This is a genomic window from Streptococcus sp. 714, from assembly GCF_013277115.1.
Classification (GTDB): Bacteria; Bacillota; Bacilli; order Lactobacillales; family Streptococcaceae; genus Streptococcus.
Window position 1 is genome coordinate 105,990 of record NZ_VMMH01000003.1, and the last position, 23,744, is coordinate 129,733.

Consider the following 23,744-nt stretch of genomic DNA (forward strand, 5'->3'; position numbering starts at 1 on the left):
TGACCTATGTTTTTTAAATTATTAAGAGAAGCTCTTAAAGTCAAGCAGGTTCGATCAAAAATTTTATTTACAATTTTTATCGTTTTGGTCTTTCGTATCGGAACTAGTATTACAGTTCCTGGTGTGAATGCCAATAGCTTGAATGCTTTAAGTGGATTATCCTTCTTAAACATGTTGAGCTTGGTCTCAGGGAATGCCATGAAAAACTTCTCAGTTTTTGCTCTTGGTGTTAGCCCCTATATTACGGCCTCTATCGTTGTCCAACTCTTGCAAATGGATATTTTACCCAAGTTTGTAGAGTGGGGGAAACAAGGGGAAGTAGGTCGAAGAAAATTAAATCAAGCTACTCGTTATATTGCTCTTGTTCTAGCCTTTGTGCAATCTATCGGGATTACAGCTGGTTTTAATACTTTGGCTGGAGCTCAATTGTTGAAAACAGCTCTTACTCCACAAGTCTTTATCATGATTGGTATCATCTTAACAGCTGGTAGCATGATTGTGACTTGGTTGGGAGAGCAAATTACAGATAAGGGATACGGAAATGGTGTTTCTATGATTATCTTTGCCGGAATTGTTGCCTCAATTCCAGAGATGATTCAGGGCATCTATGTGGACTACTTTGTGAACGTTCCAAGTGACCGTATCAACTCGTCTATCATTTTCGTAATCATTTTGATTATTACTGTATTGTTGATCATTTATTTTACAACTTATGTTCAACAAGCAGAATACAAAATTCCAATCCAATATACTAAGGTTGCACAAGGTGCTCCATCTAGCTCTTACCTTCCATTGAAAGTAAACCCTGCTGGAGTTATCCCTGTTATCTTTGCAAGTTCGATTACTGCAGCGCCAGCGGCTATTCTTCAATTTTTGAGCGCTACAGGTCATGATTGGGCTTGGGTAAGAACAGCACAAGAAATGTTGGCAACAACTTCACCAACTGGTATTGCCATGTATGCTTTGTTGATTATTCTCTTTACATTCTTCTATACGTTTGTACAGATTAATCCTGAAAAAGCGGCAGAGAACCTACAAAAGAGCGGTGCCTATATCCACGGAGTTCGTCCTGGTAAAGGTACAGAAGAATATATGTCTAAACTTCTTCGTCGTCTTGCAACTGTTGGTTCCCTCTTCCTTGGTGTGATTTCTATTTTACCGATCGTAGCAAAAGATTTCTTTGGACTTTCAGAAGCAGTTGCTTTTGGAGGAACCAGTCTTTTGATTATTATCTCTACAGGTATTGAAGGAATCAAACAATTGGAAGGTTACCTATTGAAACGTAAGTATGTTGGTTTCATGGATAGAACAGAATAAAAGTATTTACTGATACTCTTCGAAAATCTCTTCAAACCACGTCAGCTTCCCCTTGCCGTACTCAAGTACAGCCTGTGGCTAGCTTCCTAGTTTGCTCTTTGATTTTCATTGAGTATGAATCAGTAAATGCTGAGGGAGTGGAGGTTTAAACTCTGACATTTGTGAGAGTTTGGTCTCCCCTCTTCTATTTTGTTTTTAAATAGGGGTGAAAAGACTTTTTGCTTCTATTTAAAAATAAAATAAGGAGATCAAATCATGAATCTTTTGATTATGGGCTTACCTGGTGCAGGTAAGGGAACTCAAGCAGCAAAAATCGTAGAACAATTCCATGTTGCACATATCTCAACAGGTGATATGTTCCGTGCTGCTATGGCAAATCAAACTGAAATGGGTGTTCTTGCCAAGTCATACATTGACAAGGGTGAATTGGTTCCTGACGAAGTTACAAATGGAATCGTAAAAGAACGTCTTTCACAAGATGATATTAAAGAAACAGGATTCTTGTTGGATGGTTACCCACGTACAATTGAACAAGCTCATGCCTTGGACAAAACATTGGCTGAACTTGGCATTGAACTAGAAGGTGTCATCAACATTGAAGTGAATCCAGATAGCCTCTTGGAACGTTTGAGTGGTCGTATCATCCACCGCGTAACTGGAGAAACTTTCCACAAGGTCTTTAACCCACCAGTTGACTATAAAGAAGAAGATTACTACCAACGTGAAGATGATAAACCTGAGACAGTAAAACGTCGTTTGGACGTTAATATTGCTCAAGGAGAACCAATTATTGCTCACTATCGTGCCAAAGGTTTGGTTCATGATATCGAAGGTAATCAAGATATCAATGATGTCTTCTCAGATATCGAAAAAGTATTGACAAATTTGAAATAAAGCGTTTTTCACACTTGCAAAAATCCGCTATAAATGTTATACTGAGATAGTCTGACTTATAATTGTTGTCTCTGTGTCTAGAGGCATCGAATCGAAATTTATGGAGGTGCTTTTGCGTGGCAAAAGACGATGTGATTGAAGTTGAAGGCAAAGTAGTTGATACAATGCCGAATGCAATGTTTACGGTTGAACTTGAAAATGGACATCAGATTTTAGCAACAGTTTCTGGTAAAATTCGTAAAAACTATATTCGTATTTTAGCGGGAGATCGTGTTACTGTCGAAATGAGTCCATATGACTTGACACGTGGACGTATCACTTACCGCTTTAAATAATCGAAAAACTTGGAGGGATAAGAAATGAAAGTAAGACCATCGGTCAAACCAATTTGCGAATACTGTAAAGTTATTCGTCGTAATGGTCGTGTTATGGTAATTTGCCCAGCAAATCCAAAACACAAACAACGTCAAGGATAAGATAGAAAGGAGAAAACATGGCTCGTATTGCTGGAGTTGACATTCCAAATGACAAACGCGTAGTAATCTCATTGACTTATGTTTATGGTATCGGACTTGCAACATCTAAGAAAATTTTGGCTGCTGCTGGAATCTCAGAAGATGTTCGTGTACGTGATCTTACATCAGATCAAGAAGATGCTATCCGTCGTGAAGTGGATGCAATCAAAGTTGAAGGTGACCTTCGTCGTGAAGTAAACTTGAACATCAAACGTTTGATGGAAATCGGTTCATACCGTGGTATCCGTCACCGTCGTGGACTTCCTGTCCGTGGACAAAACACTAAAAACAACGCTCGCACTCGTAAAGGTAAAGCTGTTGCGATTGCTGGTAAGAAAAAATAATATAGGAGGTAAAAGTCTTGGCTAAACCAACACGTAAACGTCGTGTGAAAAAGAATATCGAATCTGGTATTGCTCATATTCACGCTACATTTAATAACACTATTGTTATGATTACTGATGTGCATGGTAATGCAATTGCTTGGTCATCAGCTGGTGCTCTTGGTTTCAAAGGTTCTCGTAAATCTACACCATTCGCTGCTCAAATGGCTTCAGAAGCTGCTGCTAAATCTGCACAAGAACACGGTCTTAAATCAGTTGAAGTTACTGTAAAAGGTCCAGGTTCTGGTCGTGAGTCAGCTATTCGTGCGCTTGCTGCCGCTGGTCTTGAAGTAACAGCAATTCGTGATGTGACTCCAGTGCCACACAATGGTGCTCGTCCTCCAAAACGTCGCCGTGTATAATCATCGCATTACACTGCTTTTCGTTTAAGAGGGAGTAACTAAATGATCGAGTTTGAAAAACCAAATATAACAAAAATTGATGAAAATAAAGATTATGGCAAGTTTGTAATCGAACCACTTGAACGTGGCTACGGTACAACTCTTGGTAACTCTCTTCGTCGTGTACTTCTAGCTTCTCTACCAGGAGCAGCTGTGACATCTATTAACATTGATGGTGTGTTACATGAGTTTGACACAGTTCCAGGTGTTCGTGAAGACGTGATGCAAATCATTCTGAACATTAAAGGAATTGCAGTGAAATCGTACGTTGAAGACGAAAAAATCATCGAACTGGATGTTGAAGGTCCTGCTGAAGTAACAGCTGGTGACATTTTGACAGATAGCGATATTGAAATTGTAAATCCAGATCATTATCTCTTTACAATCGGTGAAGGTTCTTCTCTAAAAGCGACTATGACTGTTAACAGTGGTCGTGGATATGTACCTGCAGATGAAAATAAAAAGGATAATGCACCAGTTGGGACACTTGCTGTAGATTCTATTTATACACCAGTTACCAAAGTCAACTATCAAGTTGAACCTGCTCGTGTAGGTAGCAACGATGGTTTTGACAAACTAACCCTTGAAATCTTGACAAATGGAACAATTATTCCAGAAGATGCTTTAGGGCTTTCAGCACGTATTTTGACAGAACATCTTGATTTGTTTACAAATCTTACTGAGATTGCTAAGTCAACTGAAGTGATGAAAGAAGCTGATACTGAATCTGACGACCGTATTTTGGATCGTACGATTGAGGAACTGGACTTGTCTGTGCGTTCATACAACTGTTTGAAACGTGCCGGTATCAATACTGTGCATGATTTGACAGAAAAATCTGAAGCAGAGATGATGAAAGTACGAAATCTTGGACGCAAGAGTTTGGAAGAAGTGAAACTCAAACTCATTGATTTGGGTCTTGGATTAAAAGATAAATAAAGGAGGAATACATGGCTTACCGTAAACTAGGACGCACTAGCTCACAACGTAAAGCAATGCTTCGCGATTTGACAACTGACCTTTTGATCAACGAATCAATCGTGACAACTGAAGCTCGTGCTAAAGAAATCCGTAAAACTGTTGAAAAAATGATTACTCTAGGTAAACGTGGTGATTTGCATGCACGTCGTCAAGCAGCTGCTTTCGTACGTAATGAAATCGCATCTGAAAACTATGATGAAGCAACTGATAAGTACACTTCTACTACAGCACTTCAAAAATTGTTCTCAGAAATCGCACCTCGTTATGCTGAACGTAACGGTGGATACACTCGTATCCTTAAAACTGAACCACGTCGTGGTGATGCAGCGCCAATGGCGATCATCGAATTAGTATAAAATCATCAATTTTGTTGAGTGTTATGATGATGGAGTCTTGTGCTCTTAGTCTAGCTCTGGTCTACCGCTAGGATTTCGGTCCTAGCGGGAACACTCATCGTAAGTTGGGATAGTAGACGCTTGTTTACGAAATTGTTTTTTGCTTAAGAACAACTTCGTAAGCAGGCGTTTTTGAGTATTTTAGTTAGAATTATGCTATACTATTTGAAAAGAATCCTGTTTAATGTTCAGGTTTCCTATTAAAAGAAGAATTGGAGTTTGCTTATGAAAGCGATTATAACTGTTGTTGGTAAAGATAAATCTGGAATTGTTGCAGGTGTTTCTGGTAAAATTGCAGAATTGGGTTTGAACATAGACGATATCTCTCAAACTGTTTTGGATGAATATTTTACGATGATGGCTGTCGTCTCTAGTGATGAAAAGCAAGATTTCACTTATCTTCGTAATGAATTCGAAGCTTTTGGACAAACTTTGAATGTGAAAATTAATATTCAAAGTGCTGCGATTTTTGAAGCTATGTATAATATTTAGGAGTTACACATGGATATTAGACAAGTTACTGAAACCATCGCCATGATTGAGGAGCAAAACTTCGATATCAGAACCATTACTATGGGAATTTCCCTTTTGGACTGTATCGATCCAGATATCAATCGTGCTGCTGAGAAAATTTATCAAAAGATTACGACTAAGGCGGCTAATTTAGTGGCTGTTGGGGATGAGATTGCGGCTGAGTTGGGAATTCCAATCGTTAATAAGCGTGTATCGGTGACTCCTATTTCTCTGATTGGAGCTGCGACAGATGCGACGGACTACGTGGTTCTGGCAAAAGCGCTTGATAAGGCTGCGAAAGAGATTGGTGTGGACTTTATTGGTGGTTTTTCTGCCTTGGTACAAAAGGGTTATCAAAAGGGAGATGAGATTCTCATCAATTCTATTCCTCGTGCTTTGGCAGAAACGGACAAGGTCTGCTCGTCAGTTAATATCGGCTCAAGCAAGTCTGGTATTAATATGACGGCTGTGGCAGATATGGGACGTATTATTAAGGAAACGGCTCATCTATCTGATATGGGGGCAGCTAAGCTGGTTGTATTTGCTAATGCTGTTGAGGACAATCCATTTATGGCGGGTGCCTTCCACGGTGTTGGGGAAGCAGATGTTATCATCAATGTCGGGGTTTCTGGTCCTGGTGTGGTGAAGCGTGCCTTGGAAAAAGTTCGTGGAGAGAGTTTTGATGTAGTAGCTGAAACGGTCAAGAAGACTGCTTTTAAAATCACTCGTATCGGTCAATTGGTTGGTCAAATGGCCAGCGAGAGATTGGGTGTGGAGTTTGGTATTGTAGACTTGAGTTTGGCGCCAACTCCTGCGGTTGGGGATTCTGTGGCACGTGTCCTTGAGGAGATGGGACTAGAAACAGTTGGTACGCATGGAACGACGGCTGCCTTGGCTCTCTTGAACGACCAAGTTAAGAAGGGCGGAGTGATGGCCTGCAACCAAGTCGGTGGTTTGTCTGGTGCCTTTATCCCCGTCTCTGAGGATGAGGGGATGATTGCTGCAGTGCAAACTGGTTCTCTTAATTTAGAAAAACTAGAAGCCATGACGGCTATCTGTTCTGTTGGATTGGATATGATTGCCATCCCAGAGGATACGCCTGCTGAAACCATTGCTGCTATGATTGCAGATGAAGCTGCAATTGGTGTTATTAACATGAAGACAACGGCTGTTCGTATCATTCCAAAAGGAAAAGAAGGAGATATGATTGAGTTTGGTGGCCTATTAGGAACTGCACCTGTTATGAAGGTCAATGGAGCTTCGTCTGTTGATTTCATTTCGCGTGGAGGGCAAATCCCAGCACCAATTCATAGTTTTAAAAATTAAGAAAATAGGAGAAATTTTAAGTTCTATTTAAGGTTAGCTGTGTATACTATAATCATTAAATAAAGACCTCCTAATATTATTTGAAACAGATAACACTGATTTAGTTTGAATTTGATTTTCATCTAATATCTTTATTTAATAGAACTCCTAAACTTTTTCATAATAATCTCCTGCAAAAGTCGCCTGTATGGGTGGCTTTTGTTTTATCATCCATGATATAATAGAAGCAAACGGAGGACGGAAAATGGTAAAAGTACGATTGTATTTGGTACGTCATGGCAAGACCATGTTTAACACGATTGGTCGCGCGCAAGGTTGGAGCGATACCCCCTTAACAGCTGAAGGTGAGCGAGGAATTCAAGAATTGGGGATTGGTTTGCGAGAATCTGGTCTACAGTTTGAGCGCGCTTATTCCAGTGATTCTGGTCGCACCATTCAGACCATGGGAATTATCCTTTACGAACTTGGCTTGCAGGGGAAAATTCCTTATCGTATGGACAAGCGAATCAGAGAATGGTGTTTTGGTAGCTTTGATGGAGCCTACGACGGTGATCTTTTCATGGGAATCATTCCTCGTATCTTTAATGTGGACCACGTTCACCAATTGTCTTATGCTGAACTGGCTGAGGGTTTGGTAGAGGTTGATACAGCTGGTTGGGCTGAAGGCTGGGAAAAACTCAGTGGCCGAATCAAGGAAGGTTTTGAAGCGATTGCCAAAGAAATGGAAGAGCAGGGTGGAGGCAATGCCCTTGTCGTAAGCCACGGAATGACCATTGGAACCATTGTTTATCTGATTAATGGTATGCATCCACATGGTCTTGATAATGGTAGCGTGACGATACTTGAATATGAGGACGGCCAGTTTAGCGTTGAGGTAGTTGGTGACCGTAGTTACCGAGAACTAGGACGGGAGAAGATGCAAGAGACAAATAGTTAATAGAAGTTAGCTCCAAATGGGGGCTAATTTTTTATACTGTTATATAAGCTGGATTTGCGATTCAGTCTTTCTTGGCATACAAGCCCAAAAGAACATTTCTCGTCTTTTAAATTCCCTCAAAAATGGTATAATAGTAACATCACAAAATTGGAGAGAGACCATGAGTTTTTACAATCATAAAGAAATTGAGCCTAAGTGGCAGAGCTACTGGGCAGAACATCATACATTTAAGACAGGAACAGATGCCTCAAAACCGAAGTTTTATGCTCTTGATATGTTCCCTTATCCGTCTGGAGCGGGTCTGCACGTAGGACACCCAGAAGGTTATACTGCAACCGATATCCTTAGCCGTTACAAACGTGCGCAAGGCTACAATGTCCTTCACCCAATGGGATGGGATGCCTTTGGTTTGCCTGCAGAGCAATATGCTATGGATACAGGTAATGACCCAGCAGAATTTACAGCGGAAAATATTGCCAACTTCAAACGACAAATCAATGCGCTTGGATTTTCTTATGACTGGGATCGTGAAGTCAACACAACAGATCCAAACTACTACAAGTGGACTCAATGGATTTTCACCAAGCTTTACGAAAAAGGTTTGGCCTATGAAGCGGAAGTGCCAGTAAACTGGGTTGAAGAGTTGGGAACAGCCATAGCTAACGAAGAAGTCCTTCCTGACGGAACTTCTGAGCGTGGAGGCTATCCAGTTGTCCGTAAACCGATGCGCCAATGGATGCTCAAAATTACGGCCTATGCGGAGCGCTTGCTCAATGACTTAGACGAGCTTGATTGGCCAGAGTCTATCAAGGACATGCAACGCAACTGGATTGGTAAATCAACTGGTGCCAATGTCACCTTCAAAGTGAAAGGGACTGACAAGGAATTCACAGTCTTTACGACTCGTCCTGACACCCTTTTCGGTGCGACTTTCACTGTCTTGGCTCCTGAGCATGACTTGGTTGACGCTATCACAAGTCCAGAGCAAGCAGAGGCAGTAGCAGACTACAAACACCAAGCTAGTCTGAAATCAGACTTGGCTCGTACAGACCTTGCCAAGGAAAAAACTGGTGTGTGGACTGGTGCTTATGCTATCAACCCTGTCAATGGCAAGGAAATTCCAATCTGGATTGCTGACTATGTCCTTGCTAGCTACGGTACAGGTGCTGTTATGGCTGTACCTGCCCACGACCAACGTGACTGGGAATTTGCCAAACAATTTGACCTACCAATCGTAGAAGTCTTAGAAGGTGGAAACGTTGAAGAGGCTGCCTACACAGAAGATGGACTTCATGTTAATTCTGACTTTCTAGATGGACTGAACAAAGAAGATGCTATTGCCAAGATTGTGGCTTGGTTGGAAGAAAAAGGTTGTGGACAAGAGAAGGTTACCTACCGTCTCCGCGACTGGCTCTTTAGCCGTCAACGTTACTGGGGTGAGCCAATCCCAATCATTCATTGGGAAGACGGAACTTCAACAGCTGTTCCTGAAAGTGAATTGCCACTTGTTTTGCCTGTAACCAAGGACATCCGCCCTTCAGGTACTGGTGAAAGTCCACTAGCTAACTTGACAGATTGGCTTGAAGTGACTCGTGAAGATGGCGTTAAGGGTCGTCGTGAAACCAATACCATGCCACAATGGGCAGGTTCAAGCTGGTATTACCTCCGCTATATTGATCCACACAATACTGAGAAATTGGCTGATGAGGACCTTCTCAAACAATGGTTGCCAGTAGATATCTACGTGGGTGGTGCAGAGCATGCTGTACTTCACTTGCTTTACGCTCGTTTCTGGCACAAATTCCTCTATGACCTCGGTGTTGTTCCAACTAAGGAACCATTCCAAAAACTCTTTAACCAAGGAATGATTTTGGGAACCAGCTACCGTGACCACCGTGGCGCGCTTGTAGCGACTGACAAGGTTGAGAAACGTGATGGTTCTTTCTTCCATGTAGAAACAGGAGAAGAGTTGGAGCAAGCGCCAGCCAAGATGTCTAAATCGCTCAAGAATGTTGTAAATCCAGACGACGTAGTGGAACAATACGGTGCCGATACCCTTCGTGTCTATGAAATGTTCATGGGTCCACTTGATGCTTCAATCGCTTGGTCTGAAGAAGGTTTGGAAGGAAGCCGTAAATTCCTTGACCGTGTTTATCGTTTGATTACAAGTAAAGAAATCGTCGAAGAAAACAATGGCGCTCTCGACAAGGTTTATAACGAAACCGTTAAAGCTGTCACAGAGCAAATCGAGTCTATGAAATTCAACACAGCCATTGCCCAACTTATGGTCTTTGTCAACGCGGCTAACAAGGAAGACAAACTCTATGTAGACTACGCCAAAGGCTTTATTCAATTGATTGCTCCATTTGCACCTCACTTGGCAGAAGAACTCTGGCAAACTGTTGCAGCAACAGGTGAATCAATCTCTTACGTAGCTTGGCCAACATGGGACGAAAGCAAATTGGTTGAAGACGAAATCGAAATTGTCGTTCAAATCAAAGGAAAAGTCCGTGCTAAACTCATGGTCGCAAAAGACCTATCACGCGAAGAATTGCAAGAAATTGCTCTAGCTGATGAAAAAGTCAAAGCAGAAATTGATGGCAAAGAAATTGTGAAAGTGATTAGTGTACCAAATAAATTGGTTAACATTGTTGTAAAATAACCAATTTATTTGCTGATTTCCAACCTCAAACAGTTTCCCAAACTGTTTGAGCCAACTAAACTCGTTAATATCGTTGTGAAATAAGATAGGAATCCTTCAGAGTAGAATCTGGAGGATTTTTTGAATCTTCTTATAAAAGTATGATATACTATGGGCAACTATAAAGTTTGAAAAGCGAAACAAGGAGAATACTATGCCAGTAAATGAATATGGTCAAATGATTGGGGAGTCAATGGAAGGTTATACACCTGGTGAATTGCCTTCGATTGATTTCTTAGAAGGGCGTTATGCTCGGATAGAGGCTCTCTCGGTAGAAAAGCATGCGGAGGATTTATTAGCTGTTTATGGCCCTGATACGCCTCGGGAGATGTGGACCTACCTCTTTCAGGAACCAGTGGCAGACAGAGAGGAACTGGTTACCCTTTTAAATCAGATGTTGGCTCGTAAGGATCGCTTTTACTATGCGATTGTAGACAAGGCAACTGGTAAGGCCTTGGGAACATTTTCTCTCATGCGCATTGACCAGAATAACCGAGTAATAGAAGTGGGAGCAGTCACTTTTTCTCCAGAACTCAGGGGAACACGAATAGGGACAGAGGCTCAGTATCTTTTGGCGCGCTATGTTTTTGAGGAGCTTAACTATCGTCGCTATGAGTGGAAATGTGATTCTCTTAATCTACCATCCAGACGAGCTGCGGAACGTTTGGGATTTGTCTATGAAGGAACCTTCCGTCAAGCAGTCGTTTATAAGGGGCGTACGAGAGATACGGATTGGTTGTCTATGATTGATAAGGACTGGCCTCAAGTCAAAGCTCGTTTAGAAACATGGTTGCGTCCTGAAAATTTTGATCAAAATGGGCAGCAGTATAAGACCTTGAGAGAGTTTTAAGAGGGGTTGAGATGATTACTATTAAAAAGCAAGAAATTGTCAAGCTAGAGGATGTTTTGCATCTCTATCAGGCTGTCGGTTGGACAAATTATACCCATCAACCAGAGATGCTGGAGCAGGCCTTATCTCATTCGCTTGCTATGTATTTAGCGTTTTATGGAGAGAAAATAGTTGGCTTGATTCGTTTGGTTGGAGATGGATTCTCATCAGTATTGGTTCAGGATTTGATTGTTTTGCCTAGCTATCAGTGCCAAGGGATTGGTAGTGCCCTAATGAAAGAGGCTTTAGAGAATTACAAAGATGCCTATCAAGTTCAGCTGGTGACAGAAGAGACAGAAAGAACCTTGGGCTTCTATCGTTCTATGGGCTTTGAAATCTTATCTACCTATAATTGTATAGGGATGACTTGGGTGAATCGAGAAAAATAACAAAACTTGTTTTTTCTTAAGCAAAGTTTAAGGATGGTCTAGTATCATATAGTCATTAAATAAAGACCTCCTAACTTTATTTAATGAAATCCTAAAACTTTTTTTCATCATAATCTCCTAATGAAGTCACCCAATCAGGTGGCTTTTTTTGTGGGGTGAAGAGATGCTGATAGAAATTTTTTTTAAAATGATAGAATCTGAGAAAAGTTAAGCTAGTTTTAAGCTTCGTCTTGTATCATATAATCATTAAATAAAGACCTCCTAACTTTATTTAATAAAATCCTAAACTTTTCTTTTTCATAATAATCTCCCTTAACTCCACCCAATCAGGTGGAGTTTTTTGCCTCTATTTCAAGCTTTTGGGGACTATTCTAAAAATCATTTTTCGATATTTTTCGGATTTTGGTCGGGGAATTGGCGGGGACTTTTTTTGGAAATATGACTAAGAAATAGGTCTGTTGTCGCTTCAGCAAGTTCAACCTCACTTTGAATTTAAGTGACTGTTAATTGAAGGACTAGAACTACTGTAATAATGCTCTTGGTTGACAAGGAGTGAGTCATCATATTGTTGTACAGCGGTTAAAGCTTGAGAAGCTGAGTAGATGAGGGTATAAACCTTTGACAAATTTTGTGAACTGTGGGATAATAAAAAGGAATTGAGTACTAGTTCTATATCATGGACTAGAAAAGACCTCAAGCTAACTTCGACATTAAGCTTGAGGTCTTTTTTGACACTATTTGTCCTTGTTTAGCCATTTATCGACTAATCGAAGAACGACACCGACCACAATTGGTCCGATGATAGTTTTGAGTACTAATTCCATCATGGGCTATCTCACCTCCTTTCGTAGGCGGTGTAGAAGTGCCGTAGAATATTATACCACATAAGTGCTAAACTCAGGCGTCACCCAATCAGGTGGCTTTTTTGTTTGTGGCTTGGTTTTTTGATATAATAGAGCCATGAGTAGAATTTTAGATAATGAGATGATGGGGGACGAGGAGTTAATAGAACGAACGCTCCGCCCTCAGTATTTACGTGAATATATTGGACAGGATAAGGTCAAGGACCAGCTCAAAATCTTTATCGAAGCTGCCAAAATGCGGGATGAAGCGCTGGATCATGTCCTCTTATTTGGACCTCCAGGTCTGGGGAAAACGACCATGGCCTTTGTTATTGCCAACGAACTAGGTGTCAATCTCAAGCAGACTTCGGGGCCAGTCATTGAAAAAGCCGGAGATCTGGTAGCGATTTTGAATGACTTAGAGCCTGGGGATGTCCTTTTTATTGATGAGATTCATCGCTTGCCCATGTCGGTGGAAGAGGTGCTTTATAGTGCCATGGAGGACTTCTACATTGATATCATGATTGGGGCTGGTGAAGGTAGTCGCAGTGTTCATTTGGAGTTACCACCTTTTACCTTGATTGGTGCGACGACTCGGGCTGGTATGCTCTCAAATCCACTACGGGCACGTTTTGGGATTACGGGGCATATGGAGTATTATGCCCATGCTGACTTGACAGAAATTGTCGAGCGGACGGCAGATATTTTTGAGATGGAAATTACTCATGAGGCAGCATCTGAGTTGGCCCTACGTAGTCGTGGGACCCCTCGTATTGCCAATCGTCTCCTCAAGCGCGTGCGCGATTTTGCCCAGATTATGGGGGATGGGGTGATCGATGATATTATTACCGATAAGGCTTTGACCATGCTGGATGTTGACCATGAAGGTTTGGACTATGTGGACCAGAAAATCCTTCGGACCATGATTGAGATGTACGGTGGTGGTCCTGTTGGTCTAGGAACTCTTTCTGTTAACATAGCAGAAGAGCGTGAGACGGTTGAGGATATGTACGAACCTTACCTAATCCAGAAAGGCTTTATCATGCGAACTCGTTCAGGACGAGTTGCGACTGCTAAGGCTTATGAGCATTTGGGTTATGAATATAGTGAAAAATAAGCAAGAAATTCTAGAAGCTTTCAGAGAAAATCCGGATATGATGGCTATTCTGACGATCATACGAGACCTTGGTCTGAAAGACTCGTGGTTGGCAGCAGGTTCTGTCAGAAATTTCATCTGGAATCTCTTGTCAGATAAATCACCTTTTGACTGTGAAACAGATGTAGATGTGATTTTCTTTGATTCAGATATTTCTTATGAGGAAACCTTATTACTGGAGAAAAAGCTGAGAGAGGACTTTCCTCAGTACCAGTGGGAATTGAAAAATCAGGTCTATATGCACCAGCATAGCCCGCATACTGCTCCCTATAGCAGCTCTTGTGATGCTATGAGTAAGTATCCAGAACGATGTACGGCTGTTGGACTACGCTTGAATGAAGAATCCGATTTTGAACTCTATGCACCTTATGGTTTGGAGGATATTTTGAATTTTCAAGTTCGTCCAACTCCTCATTTTTTAGAGAATGAAGACCGAATGAAGCTCTATCAAACACGATTATTCAAGAAAAATTGGCAGGAAAAATGGAAAAATTTGATTTTTAAAAATACTTAAGGAAACTTTAAGCTAGGAAGTGTATACTAACTCCATAAGTTAAGAAGACCTTAACTTAAACTCCTAAAACTTTTTCATAATAATCTCCCTATAAAAATAGAGTCGCCCAATCAGGCGACTTATTTTTTTGAAAAATGGGCTTTGTGCCTGAGAATAAATAGCTTAGTGATAGAAGAAAATAGGGAAATATGGTATAATGAAACGATAGATTTTTGAATAGGAATAAGATCATGTTTGGATTTTTTAAGAAAGATAAGGCTGTGGAAGTAGAGGTTCCGACACAGGTTCCTGCTCATATCGGCATCATCATGGATGGCAATGGCCGTTGGGCTAAAAAACGTATGCAACCGCGAGTCTTCGGACACAAGGCAGGCATGGAAGCATTGCAAACTGTGACCAAGGCAGCCAACAAACTGGGAGTTAAGGTTATTACAGTTTATGCTTTTTCTACGGAAAACTGGACCCGCCCCGATCAAGAAGTCAAGTTTATCATGAACTTGCCAGTAGAGTTTTATGATAATTATGTCCCGGAACTGCATGCGAATAATGTTAAGATTCAAATGATTGGGGAAACGGACCGCCTGCCTAAGCAAACCTTTGAAGCTCTGACTAAAGCTGAGGAATTAACCAAGAACAACACAGGATTAATTCTTAATTTTGCCCTCAACTATGGTGGACGTGCTGAGATTACACAGGCTCTTAAGTTGATTTCTCAGGATGTTTTAGATGCCAAAATCAACCCAGGTGACATCACAGAGGACTTGATTGGCAATTATTTATTTACCCATCATTTGCCTAAGGACCTACGAGACCCAGACTTGATTATCCGTACTAGTGGAGAATTGCGCTTGAGCAATTTCCTTCCATGGCAGGGAGCCTATAGTGAGCTCTATTTTACGGACACCTTGTGGCCTGATTTTGATGAGGTAGCCTTGCAGGAAGCCATTCTTACCTATAATCGTCGTCATCGCCGATTTGGAGGAGTTTAGGAGGAGATATGACAAAGGATTTACAAAAAAGAACCTTGTTCGCAGGGATTGCCCTGGCTATTTTCCTACCAATTTTAATGATTGGTGGTCTTTTGCTTCAGATTGCCATCGGAATCATAGCCATGCTAGCCATGCATGAACTTTTGAAGATGAGAGGTTTAGAGACCATGACTATGGAGGGGCTTTTGACCCTCTTTGCAACCTTCGCCTTGACCATTCCCTTGGAGAATTATCTGACTTTTTTGCCAGTTGATGGGAATGTGGTGGCTTATAGTGTGTTGATTTCAATCATGTTAGGAACGACTGTTTTTAGCAAGTCCTATACGATTGAGGATGCTGTTTTCCCTCTTGCTATGAGTTTCTATGTGGGCTTTGGCTTTAATGCTCTATTAGATGCTAGAATTGCAGGTTTAGATAAGGCACTATTGGCCTTGTGTATTGTTTGGGCAACAGATAGTTGTGCTTATCTTGTAGGGATGAGATACGGTAAACGAAAATTAGCGCCAAGGGTATCACCCAATAAAACCTTTGAGGGATCTTTTGGTGGTATTTTAGGAGCTATCTTGATAACAATTGTCTTTATGATTTTTGATAGGACAGTTGCTCTTCCGTATGGAATTTACAAGATGTCAGTCTTTGCTATTTTCTTCAGCATTGCTGGACAATTTGGTGACTTACTAGAAAGTTCGATTAAGCGTCACTTTGGTGTTAAGGATTCTGGGAAATTTATTCCTGGGCATGGTGGTGTTTTGGATCGTTTCGATAGTATGTTGCTTGTATTTCCAATCATGCACTTATTTGGACTCTTTTAGAGAAAGGAAGATAGAATGCTCGGAATTTTAACCTTTATTCTGGTTTTTGGGATTATTGTTGTGGTGCACGAGTTCGGACACTTCTACTTTGCCAAGAAATCAGGAATTCTAGTGCGTGAATTTGCCATCGGTATGGGACCCAAAATCTTTGCTCATATTGGCAAGGATGGGACGGCCTATACCATTCGAATCTTGCCTCTTGGGGGCTATGTTCGCATGGCCGGTTGGGGCGATGATACGACTGAAATCAAGACAGGAACTCCTGTCAGTTTGACGCTTACTGATGATGGTAAGGTTAAACGCATCAATCTTTCAGGTAAAAAATTAGATCAAACAGCTCTCCCTATGCAGGTGACCCAATTTGACTTTGAAGATAAGCTCTTTATCAAGGGTTTGGTTCTGGAAGAAGAAAAAACATTTGCAGTGGATCACGATGCAACGGTTGTAGAATTAGATGGAACTGAGGTTCGGATTGCTCCCTTAGATGTTCAATATCAAAATGCAACTATCTGGGGCAAACTGATTACTAACTTTGCAGGCCCTATGAATAACTTTATCTTAGGTGTCGTTGTTTTTTGGATTTTAATCTTCATGCAGGGTGGTGTCAGAGATGTCGATACCAACCAGTTCCATGTTATGCCCCAAGGGGCCTTGGCTAAGGTGGGAGTACCAGAAACGGCACAAATTACCAAGATTGGCTCACATGAGGTTAGCAACTGGGAAAGCTTGATTCAGGCTGTGGAATCAGAAACCAAAGATAAGACGGCCCCGACCTTGGATGTGACTATTTCTGAAAAGGGGAGTGACAAACAAGTTACTGTTACCCCAGAAGAAAGTCAAGGCCAATATCTTCTAGGTGTTCAACCGGGGATTAAGTCAGATTTTGTATCTATGTTTGTAGGTGGTTTTACAACTGCTGCTGACTCGGCTCTCCGAATTCTATCGGCTCTGAAAAATCTGATTTTCCAACCGGATTTGAACAAGTTAGGTGGACCTGTTGCCATCTTTAAGGCAAGTAGTGATGCTGCTAAAAATGGAATTGAGAATGTCTTGTACTTCTTGGCAATTATTTCCATCAATATCGGGATTTTTAATCTTATTCCGATTCCAGCTCTGGATGGTGGTAAGATTGTGCTCAATATCCTAGAAGCCATCCGCCGCAAACCATTGAAACAAGAAATTGAAACCTATGTCACCTTGGCCGGAGTGGTCATCATGGTTGTCTTGATGATTGCTGTGACCTGGAATGACATTATGCGACTCTTTTTTAGATAATCGAGGAATATTATGAAACAAAGTAAAATGCCTATCCCAACGCTTCGCGAAATGCCAAGCGATGCTCAAGTTATTAGCCATGCTCTTATGTTGCGTGCTGGTTATGTTCGCCAAGTTTCAGCAGGTGTTTATTCTTACCTACCACTTGCCAACCGTGTGATTGAAAAAGCTAAAAATATCATGCGCCAAGAATTCGACAAGATTGGTGCCGTTGAGATGTTGGCTCCTGCCCTTCTCAGTGCAGAATTGTGGCGCGAATCAGGTCGTTATGAAACTTATGGTGAAGACCTTTACAAACTAAAAAACCGTGAAAAATCAGACTTTATCCTAGGTCCAACTCACGAAGAAACCTTTACAGCTATTGTCCGTGATTCTGTTAAGTCTTACAAGCAATTGCCACTCAACCTTTACCAAATCCAGCCTAAGTATCGTGATGAAAAACGCCCACGTAATGGACTTCTCCGTACACGTGAGTTTATCATGAAGGATGCTTACAGTTTCCACGCTAACTATGATAGCTTGGACAGTGTTTATGATGAGTATAAGGCTGCCTATGAGCGTATTTTCACTCGTAGTGGCTTAGACTTTAAGGCTATCATTGGTGACGGTGGAGCCATGGGTGGTAAGGACAGCCAAGAATTTATGGCCATTACACCTGCTCGTACAGACCTTGACCGCTGGGTTGTCTTGGACAAGTCGGTTGCCTCATTTGACGAAATTCCTGCAGAAGTGCAAGAAGAAATCAAGGCAGAATTGCTTAAATGGATGGTTTCTGGTGAAGATACCATTGCTTACTCAAGTGAGTCTAGCTATGCTGCTAACTTGGAAATGGCAACAAACGAGTACAAACCAAGCAACCGTGTTGTCGCTGAAGAAGAAGTGACTCGTGTTGCAACTCCAGATGTTAAATCAATTGATGAAGTTGCAGCCTTCCTCAATGTTCCAGAAGAACAAACGATTAAAACCCTCTTCTACATGGCAGATGGTGAACTTGTTGCAGCCCTTCTAGTTGGAAATGACCAACTCAACGAAGTCAAGTTGAAAAACCACTTGGGAGCAGATTTCTTCGACGTTGCTAGCGAAGAAGAAGTGGTGAATCTTGTTCAAGCAGGATTTGGTTCGCTTGGCCCAGTTGGTTTGCCAGAGAATGTTAAAATCATTGCAGACCGTAAGGTGCAAGATGTTCGCAATGCAGTTGTGGGTGCTAACGAAGATGGCTACCACTTGACTGGTGTGAACCCAGGTCGTGACTTTACTGCGGAATATGTGGATATCCGTGAAGTTTGTGAGGGTGAAATTTCTCCAGACGGACAAGGTGTCCTTAACTTTGCGCGTGGTATCGAAATTGGTCACATCTTCAAACTTGGCACTCGCTATTCAGCAAGCATGGGAGCAGATGTTTTAGATGAAAATGGCCGTGCTGTGCCAATTATCATGGGATGTTACGGTATCGGTGTCAGCCGTCTCCTTTCAGCAGTGATGGAGCAACACGCTCGCCTCTTTGTTAACAAAACGCCAAAAGGTGAATACCGTTACGCTTGGGGAATCAACTTCCCTAAAGAATTGGCACCATTTGATGTGCACTTGATCACTGTCAATGTCAAGGATGAAGAAGCACAAGCCTTGACAGAAAAGCTTGAAGCAAGCTTGATGGGAGCTGGTTACGAAGTCTTGACAGATGACCGTAACGAACGTGTTGGTGTTAAATTCAGTGACAGTGACTTGATTGGATTGCCAATCCGCATCACTGTTGGGAAGAAAGCGGCCGATGGTATCGTAGAAGTGAAGATTAAAGCGACTGGTGATACTATCGAAGTTCATGCAGATAACTTACTTGAAACGCTTGAAATCCTCAGCAAGAAATAAAAACTATAATCAGAAGAAAAACAAGGAAAAAATGTAACTAGTTTTTACCTTGTTTTTTCTGTATAATAGGAAAAATGAGTAGATAAAGAGGTAAATGTATGCTAAGATTTCCAAAGGATTTTGTCTGGGGGTCCTCTACTTCTGGACCGCAGACAGAAGGACGTGTAGCTGGTGATGGTAAGGGAGATAATCTCTGGGATTATTGGTACCAGGTGGAGCCAAATCGTTACTATAATGGGATTGGTCCAGATAAGACATCGACCTTTTATGAAAACTGGGAGCAGGATATTGAGCTTTTGTTAGAGACTGGTCACACAGCCTTTCGGACTTCTATCCAGTGGTCACGGATTTTTCCACAAGGCTGTGGAAAAGTCAATCCTCAAGGTGTGGATTTCTATCGTAAGGTTTTTGAGGCTATTAAGGCCAAAGGGATTCGTCTTTTAGTCAATCTCTACCACTTTGACTTGCCTTTTGCTCTTCAAGAAGCTGGTGATGGTTGGGAAAATAAGGCGACAGTTTCAGCCTATGAAGACTATGCTCGTTTCTGTTTTGAGACTTATGGAGATTTAGTGGATCAATGGATTACCTTTAACGAGCCAATCGTTCCAGTAGAATTTGGCTATTTTTACGATGCCCATTATCCACATAAGGTGGATGCAGAGGCAGCCGTTAAAGTAGCTTATCATACACAATTGGCCAGCAGTCGGGCGGTTAAGGCCTGTCATGAACTCTTGCCTGACTCTAAGATTGGGATTGTCCTCAACTTGACACCGGCTTATCCACGTAGCCAGCATCCTGCTGATGTCAAGGCTGCTCGTATTGCGGATCTTTTTCAGGCCCAATCTTTCTTAGATCCGTCTGTTTTGGGGACTTATCCACAGGAGTTGGTGGAAATCTTGCATGAACAAGGTCTCTTGCCTGATGCTACAGAGGAGGAGTTGGAGCTCATTCGTGACAATACGGTAGACTTCCTTGGTGTCAACTACTATCAACCTTTGCGTGTTATGGCACCTCGATTTGCCAAGCATCCAGAGAGTCCACTCTTACCAGAACATTTTTACGAGCCTTATGTGATGCCTGGACGTAAAATCAATCCTCATCGTGGCTGGGAGATTTATGAGCAAGGGATTTATGACATTGCCCAAAATATCAAGGAAAATTATGGTAATATCGAGTGGATGTTGACTGAGAATGGTATGGGTGTTGAAGGAGAGGAAAAATTCCGTCAAGATGGAATGATTCAAGATGATTATCGTATTGACTTTGTAAAAGGTCATCTTCGTGAACTGCACCGTGCTATTGAAGATGGGGCCAATTGTAAGGGCTACTTGATTTGGACTTTTATTGACTGCTGGTCATGGCTCAACAGCTATAAAAATCGCTATGGTTTGGTCGAACTAGACTTGGAAACGCAAGAACGTCGTGTGAAGAAATCAGGGCACTGGTTCAAGGAGTTAAGCGATAATAATGGATTTTAAGAAAGACTCTGACTGATTGTCCTAATTGGTCAGAGTTTTTTATTTATAAGAAGTTGATATGAACTATACCAATTTTTACTCTTGACAAGTGAAAGAAACAAGTATATACTGTTTTTGCTGATTCTATAAAAGAGGAATTAGACTATACCAATTTTAAGGGGAAAGCACAGCTTGCCTGTGTCGTATATACTATGTGTGGAATTGTTGGTGTTGTTGGAAACACAAATGCAACTGATATTTTGATTCAAGGGCTTGAGAAGCTCGAATACCGTGGCTATGATTCTGCGGGGATTTTTGTCCTAGGTGGTGCTGAGAACCATTTGGTGAAGGCTGTTGGTCGTATCGCAGAATTGTCTGCTAAGACAGCTGGTGTTGAGGGAACAACTGGTATCGGACATACTCGTTGGGCAACTCACGGGAAACCAACTGAGGACAATGCTCACCCACACCGCTCTGAGACAGAACGTTTTGTCTTGGTTCACAATGGGGTGATTGAAAACTACCTTGAAATCAAGGAGGAATACCTTGCAGGTCACCACTTCAAGGGGCAAACAGATACGGAAATCGCCGTTCACTTGATTGGAAAATTTGCGGAAGAAGATGGCTTGTCAGTTCTTGAAGCCTTCAAAAAAGCCCTTCATATCATCCGTGGTTCTTATGCTTTTGCCTTGGTTGACTCACAAGATCCTGAAGTCATCTACGTAGCTAAAAATAAATCACCACTTTTGATTGGTCTTGGGGAAGGCTATAACATGGTCTGCTCAGATGCTATGGCTATGATTCGTGAGACCAACCAGTACATGGAAATTCATGACCAAGAATTGGTAATCGTTAAGGCTGATAGTGTGGAAGTTCAAGACTATGATGGAAATCGTCGTGAGCGTGCTAGTTACACTGCTGAACTTGATTTGTCAGATATCGGTAAGGGAACTTATCCTTACTACATGCTCAAGGAAATTGACGAGCAACCAACAGTGATGCGTAAGTTGATCCAAGCCTATACAGATGAGGCTGGTCAAGTTGTCGTAGATCCAGCTATCATCCAGGCTGTTCAAGACGCAGACCGCATCTACATCCTTGCAGCTGGGACATCTTACCACGCAGGATTTGCTTCTAAGAAGATGCTGGAAGAATTGACAGATACGCCAGTTGAACTTGGAATCTCATCTGAGTGGGGCTATGGTATGCCACTTCTCAGCAAGAAACCACTCTTCATCTTTATCAGCCAGTCTGGTGAAACAGCGGATAGCCGTCAGGTTTTGGTTAAGGCCAATGAAATGGGTATTCCAAGTTTGACAGTGACAAATGTGCCAGGATCAACTCTGTCACGTGAAGCTAACCATACTATGCTTCTTCACGCGGGTCCTGAAATTGCCGTGGCATCAACTAAAGCCTATACAGCACAAATTGCAGCCCTTGCATTCCTTGCAAAAGCAGTCGGAGAAGCAAATGGCAATGCCAAAGCGCAAGCATTTGATTTAGTTCATGAGTTGTCAATCGTAGCTCAGTCTATTGAATCAACTCTTTCAGAGAAAGAAACCATCGAAGCCAAGGTTCGTGAGCTCCTTGAAACAACTCGCAATGCCTTTTACATCGGACGTGGCCAAGATTACTACGTAGCCATGGAAGCAAGTCTCAAGCTCAAAGAGATTTCTTACATCCAGTGTGAAGGCTTTGCGGCAGGAGAACTCAAGCACGGAACTATTGCCTTGATTGAAGAAGGAACGCCTGTCTTGGCTCTCTTGTCAGATCCAGTCCTTGCCAACCACACTCGTGGAAATATCCAAGAGGTGGCAGCCCGTGGTGCCAAAGTCCTCACTATAGCAGAAGAAAATGTTGCCAAAGATACAGACGACATCGTTCTTACGACCGTCCACCCTTACCTCTCACCAATCTCAATGGTTGTACCAACGCAATTGGTCGCTTACTTTGCAACACTACACCGTGGTCTTGATGTGGATAAACCACGTAACCTTGCTAAATCAGTAACGGTAGAATAAGCTAAAAAAGTCTAGTTTATCTAGGCTTTTTCTTGTGAGCAAATCGGTTGCTTGTACTCATGATTCGTGTTAGAATAATTTTTCAAAATGAAGGACCGGAATAGACAAGGAGAATCACAATGGTAGAATTGGGAATTTCAACATTTGGGGAAACAACGGAGCTTGAAGGGACTGGGCAAACTTACAGTCATGCCGAACGTATTCGCCAGTTGGTGGCGGAGATTGAACTGGCTGACAAGGTTGGTTTGGATGTGTATGGGATTGGTGAGCACCATCGAGCGGATTTTGCAGTATCAGCTCCAGAGATTGTTCTGGCCGCTGGAGCAGTCAATACCAAGAAAATCCGTTTGACCAGTGCAGTCAGCATTTTGTCAAGCATGGACCCGATTCGTTTGTTCCAACAGTATGCCACTATCGATGCTTTGTCAAATGGACGAGCGGAGATTATGGCTGGAAGGGGCTCTTTCACGGAATCTTTCCCGCTATTTGGTTATGATTTGAAAGACTACGAAGCTCTATTTGATGAAAAATTAGACTTGCTTCAGTTAGTCAATGAAAAGACCAAACTAGACTGGCAAGGTCGATTGACCCAAACAATTTCTGGCAAAGAAGTCTATCCTCGTCCAGTTCAGGACAAATTGCCCTTGTGGATAGCGACAGGTGGTCATGTAGAGTCAACAGTGAAGATTGCTCAGGCAGGCTTACCGATTGTCTATGCCATTATCGGTGGCAATCCGTCTTATTTTAAAAAATTGATTCAGGCTTATCGTGAGATTGGGAGCGAAGCAGGCCATGCCAGTCATGAGCTGAAGGTCGGAGCCCATTCTTGGTGTTGGATTGCTGAGGATGGCGATCAGGCTGTGAAAGATTATTTCCATCCGACCAAGCAAGTGGTGGATGCTATTTCCAAAGACCGTCCTCATTGGCAAGAATTGAGTTATGAGCAATACCTTGAACAAGTTGGGCCAAATGGTGCTATGTTTGTGGGCAATCCAGATCAGGTGGCAGAAAAATTGATTCGCATGATAGAGGATTTAGGTTTGGACCGCTTCATGCTCCATCTACCGCTTGGTTCTATGCCTCATGAACAAGTTCTAAGAGCTATTGAACTCTTCGGCACGCAAGTGGCTCCAAAAGTACGGGCTTATTTTGCCATGAAAGAGGCTTAATA

General features: G+C 42.0%; 24 protein-coding genes. 23 read left to right on the top strand and 1 reads right to left on the bottom strand.

Annotation, left to right across the window (positions count from 1 at the left end):
- The first annotated feature begins 6 nt into the window (after window positions 1-6).
- The 14 genes from secY to HT718_RS01080 all read left to right on the top strand — a co-directional run bounded on the left by secY (window position 7) and on the right by HT718_RS01080 (window position 11,641).
- Window positions 7-1,317, top strand: coding sequence for a preprotein translocase subunit SecY (secY, locus tag HT718_RS01015; protein WP_173266678.1), 1,311 nt, complete (start codon window positions 7-9; stop codon window positions 1,315-1,317).
- Between the two features lie 255 nt (window positions 1,318-1,572).
- Window positions 1,573-2,211, top strand: a complete 639-nt coding sequence (locus tag HT718_RS01020; protein ID WP_001050436.1) for an adenylate kinase — start codon at window positions 1,573-1,575, stop codon at window positions 2,209-2,211.
- A 116-nt stretch (window positions 2,212-2,327) separates the two neighbouring features.
- Window positions 2,328-2,546: a translation initiation factor IF-1 gene (gene infA, locus HT718_RS01025; protein WP_001029883.1), complete on the top strand. Its 219-nt coding sequence runs from the start codon at window positions 2,328-2,330 to the stop codon at window positions 2,544-2,546.
- Between the two features lie 24 nt (window positions 2,547-2,570).
- Window positions 2,571-2,687 carry a 50S ribosomal protein L36 gene (rpmJ, locus tag HT718_RS01030; RefSeq protein WP_001808836.1) on the top strand — a complete coding sequence of 39 codons (117 nt, stop codon included), beginning with the start codon at window positions 2,571-2,573 and terminating at the stop codon, window positions 2,685-2,687.
- 17 nt (window positions 2,688-2,704) lie between these two features.
- Window positions 2,705-3,070 (top strand): 30S ribosomal protein S13, encoded by a 366-nt coding sequence (gene rpsM / locus HT718_RS01035; protein WP_000090781.1) that lies wholly within the window; start codon window positions 2,705-2,707, stop codon window positions 3,068-3,070.
- Between the two features lie 17 nt (window positions 3,071-3,087).
- Window positions 3,088-3,471 (top strand): 30S ribosomal protein S11, encoded by a 384-nt coding sequence (gene rpsK, locus HT718_RS01040; RefSeq protein WP_001118385.1) that lies wholly within the window; start codon window positions 3,088-3,090, stop codon window positions 3,469-3,471.
- Between the two features lie 42 nt (window positions 3,472-3,513).
- Window positions 3,514-4,449 (top strand): DNA-directed RNA polymerase subunit alpha, encoded by a 936-nt coding sequence (locus tag HT718_RS01045; protein WP_000568988.1) that lies wholly within the window; start codon window positions 3,514-3,516, stop codon window positions 4,447-4,449.
- 11 nt (window positions 4,450-4,460) lie between these two features.
- Window positions 4,461-4,847 carry a 50S ribosomal protein L17 gene (gene rplQ, locus HT718_RS01050; protein WP_000331493.1) on the top strand — a complete coding sequence of 129 codons (387 nt, stop codon included), beginning with the start codon at window positions 4,461-4,463 and terminating at the stop codon, window positions 4,845-4,847.
- A gap of 264 nt (window positions 4,848-5,111) precedes the next feature.
- Window positions 5,112-5,378 carry an ACT domain-containing protein gene (locus HT718_RS01055; protein ID WP_000644124.1) on the top strand — a complete coding sequence of 89 codons (267 nt, stop codon included), beginning with the start codon at window positions 5,112-5,114 and terminating at the stop codon, window positions 5,376-5,378.
- Window positions 5,379-5,387: 9 nt separating this feature from the next.
- Entirely contained in the window at window positions 5,388-6,725 is a 1,338-nt protein-coding gene (locus tag HT718_RS01060) for a PFL family protein (RefSeq protein WP_173266681.1), read from the top strand.
- Between the two features lie 244 nt (window positions 6,726-6,969).
- Window positions 6,970-7,662 (top strand): histidine phosphatase family protein, encoded by a 693-nt coding sequence (locus HT718_RS01065; RefSeq protein ID WP_173266683.1) that lies wholly within the window; start codon window positions 6,970-6,972, stop codon window positions 7,660-7,662.
- A gap of 160 nt (window positions 7,663-7,822) precedes the next feature.
- Window positions 7,823-10,324, top strand: coding sequence for a leucine--tRNA ligase (leuS, locus tag HT718_RS01070; protein ID WP_173266685.1), 2,502 nt, complete (start codon window positions 7,823-7,825; stop codon window positions 10,322-10,324).
- Between the two features lie 193 nt (window positions 10,325-10,517).
- Window positions 10,518-11,213 carry a GNAT family protein gene (locus HT718_RS01075; protein ID WP_173266687.1) on the top strand — a complete coding sequence of 232 codons (696 nt, stop codon included), beginning with the start codon at window positions 10,518-10,520 and terminating at the stop codon, window positions 11,211-11,213.
- Between the two features lie 11 nt (window positions 11,214-11,224).
- Entirely contained in the window at window positions 11,225-11,641 is a 417-nt protein-coding gene (locus tag HT718_RS01080; RefSeq protein WP_173266689.1) for a GNAT family N-acetyltransferase, read from the top strand.
- 734 nt (window positions 11,642-12,375) lie between these two features.
- On the opposite strand, the gene HT718_RS01085 is transcribed toward HT718_RS01080, so the two are convergent.
- Window positions 12,376-12,468 (bottom strand): type I toxin-antitoxin system Fst family toxin, encoded by a 93-nt coding sequence (locus HT718_RS01085; protein ID WP_000970382.1) that lies wholly within the window; start codon window positions 12,466-12,468, stop codon window positions 12,376-12,378.
- A gap of 133 nt (window positions 12,469-12,601) precedes the next feature.
- Here HT718_RS01085 and ruvB point away from each other — a divergent pair, with 133 nt between their 5' ends.
- From ruvB to HT718_RS01130, 9 genes are all read left to right on the top strand, one after another.
- Window positions 12,602-13,600, top strand: coding sequence for a Holliday junction branch migration DNA helicase RuvB (gene ruvB / locus HT718_RS01090; RefSeq protein WP_345890252.1), 999 nt, complete (start codon window positions 12,602-12,604; stop codon window positions 13,598-13,600).
- Complete coding sequence (locus HT718_RS01095; protein WP_173266691.1) at window positions 13,581-14,153, top strand: nucleotidyltransferase family protein; 573 nt, start codon at window positions 13,581-13,583, stop codon at window positions 14,151-14,153. Before ruvB ends, HT718_RS01095 begins: the two co-directional genes overlap by 20 nt.
- A 230-nt stretch (window positions 14,154-14,383) precedes the next feature.
- On the top strand, window positions 14,384-15,142 hold the full coding sequence (locus HT718_RS01100) for an isoprenyl transferase (protein ID WP_173266693.1): 759 nt from the start codon (window positions 14,384-14,386) through the stop codon (window positions 15,140-15,142).
- Window positions 15,143-15,150: 8 nt separating this feature from the next.
- Complete coding sequence (locus tag HT718_RS01105) at window positions 15,151-15,954, top strand: phosphatidate cytidylyltransferase (RefSeq protein WP_061758899.1); 804 nt, start codon at window positions 15,151-15,153, stop codon at window positions 15,952-15,954.
- A gap of 15 nt (window positions 15,955-15,969) precedes the next feature.
- Window positions 15,970-17,229: an RIP metalloprotease RseP gene (gene rseP / locus HT718_RS01110; protein ID WP_049533655.1), complete on the top strand. Its 1,260-nt coding sequence runs from the start codon at window positions 15,970-15,972 to the stop codon at window positions 17,227-17,229.
- A 12-nt stretch (window positions 17,230-17,241) separates the two neighbouring features.
- Window positions 17,242-19,095, top strand: coding sequence for a proline--tRNA ligase (locus tag HT718_RS01115; protein ID WP_049533657.1), 1,854 nt, complete (start codon window positions 17,242-17,244; stop codon window positions 19,093-19,095).
- Window positions 19,096-19,193: 98 nt separating this feature from the next.
- Window positions 19,194-20,573, top strand: a complete 1,380-nt coding sequence (gene bglA, locus HT718_RS01120) for a 6-phospho-beta-glucosidase (RefSeq protein ID WP_173266695.1) — start codon at window positions 19,194-19,196, stop codon at window positions 20,571-20,573.
- 191 nt (window positions 20,574-20,764) lie between these two features.
- Complete coding sequence (gene glmS, locus HT718_RS01125; RefSeq protein WP_173266697.1) at window positions 20,765-22,573, top strand: glutamine--fructose-6-phosphate transaminase (isomerizing); 1,809 nt, start codon at window positions 20,765-20,767, stop codon at window positions 22,571-22,573.
- 119 nt (window positions 22,574-22,692) lie between these two features.
- Window positions 22,693-23,742, top strand: a complete 1,050-nt coding sequence (locus tag HT718_RS01130; protein WP_173266699.1) for an LLM class flavin-dependent oxidoreductase — start codon at window positions 22,693-22,695, stop codon at window positions 23,740-23,742.
- Window positions 23,743-23,744 lie beyond the last annotated feature (2 nt).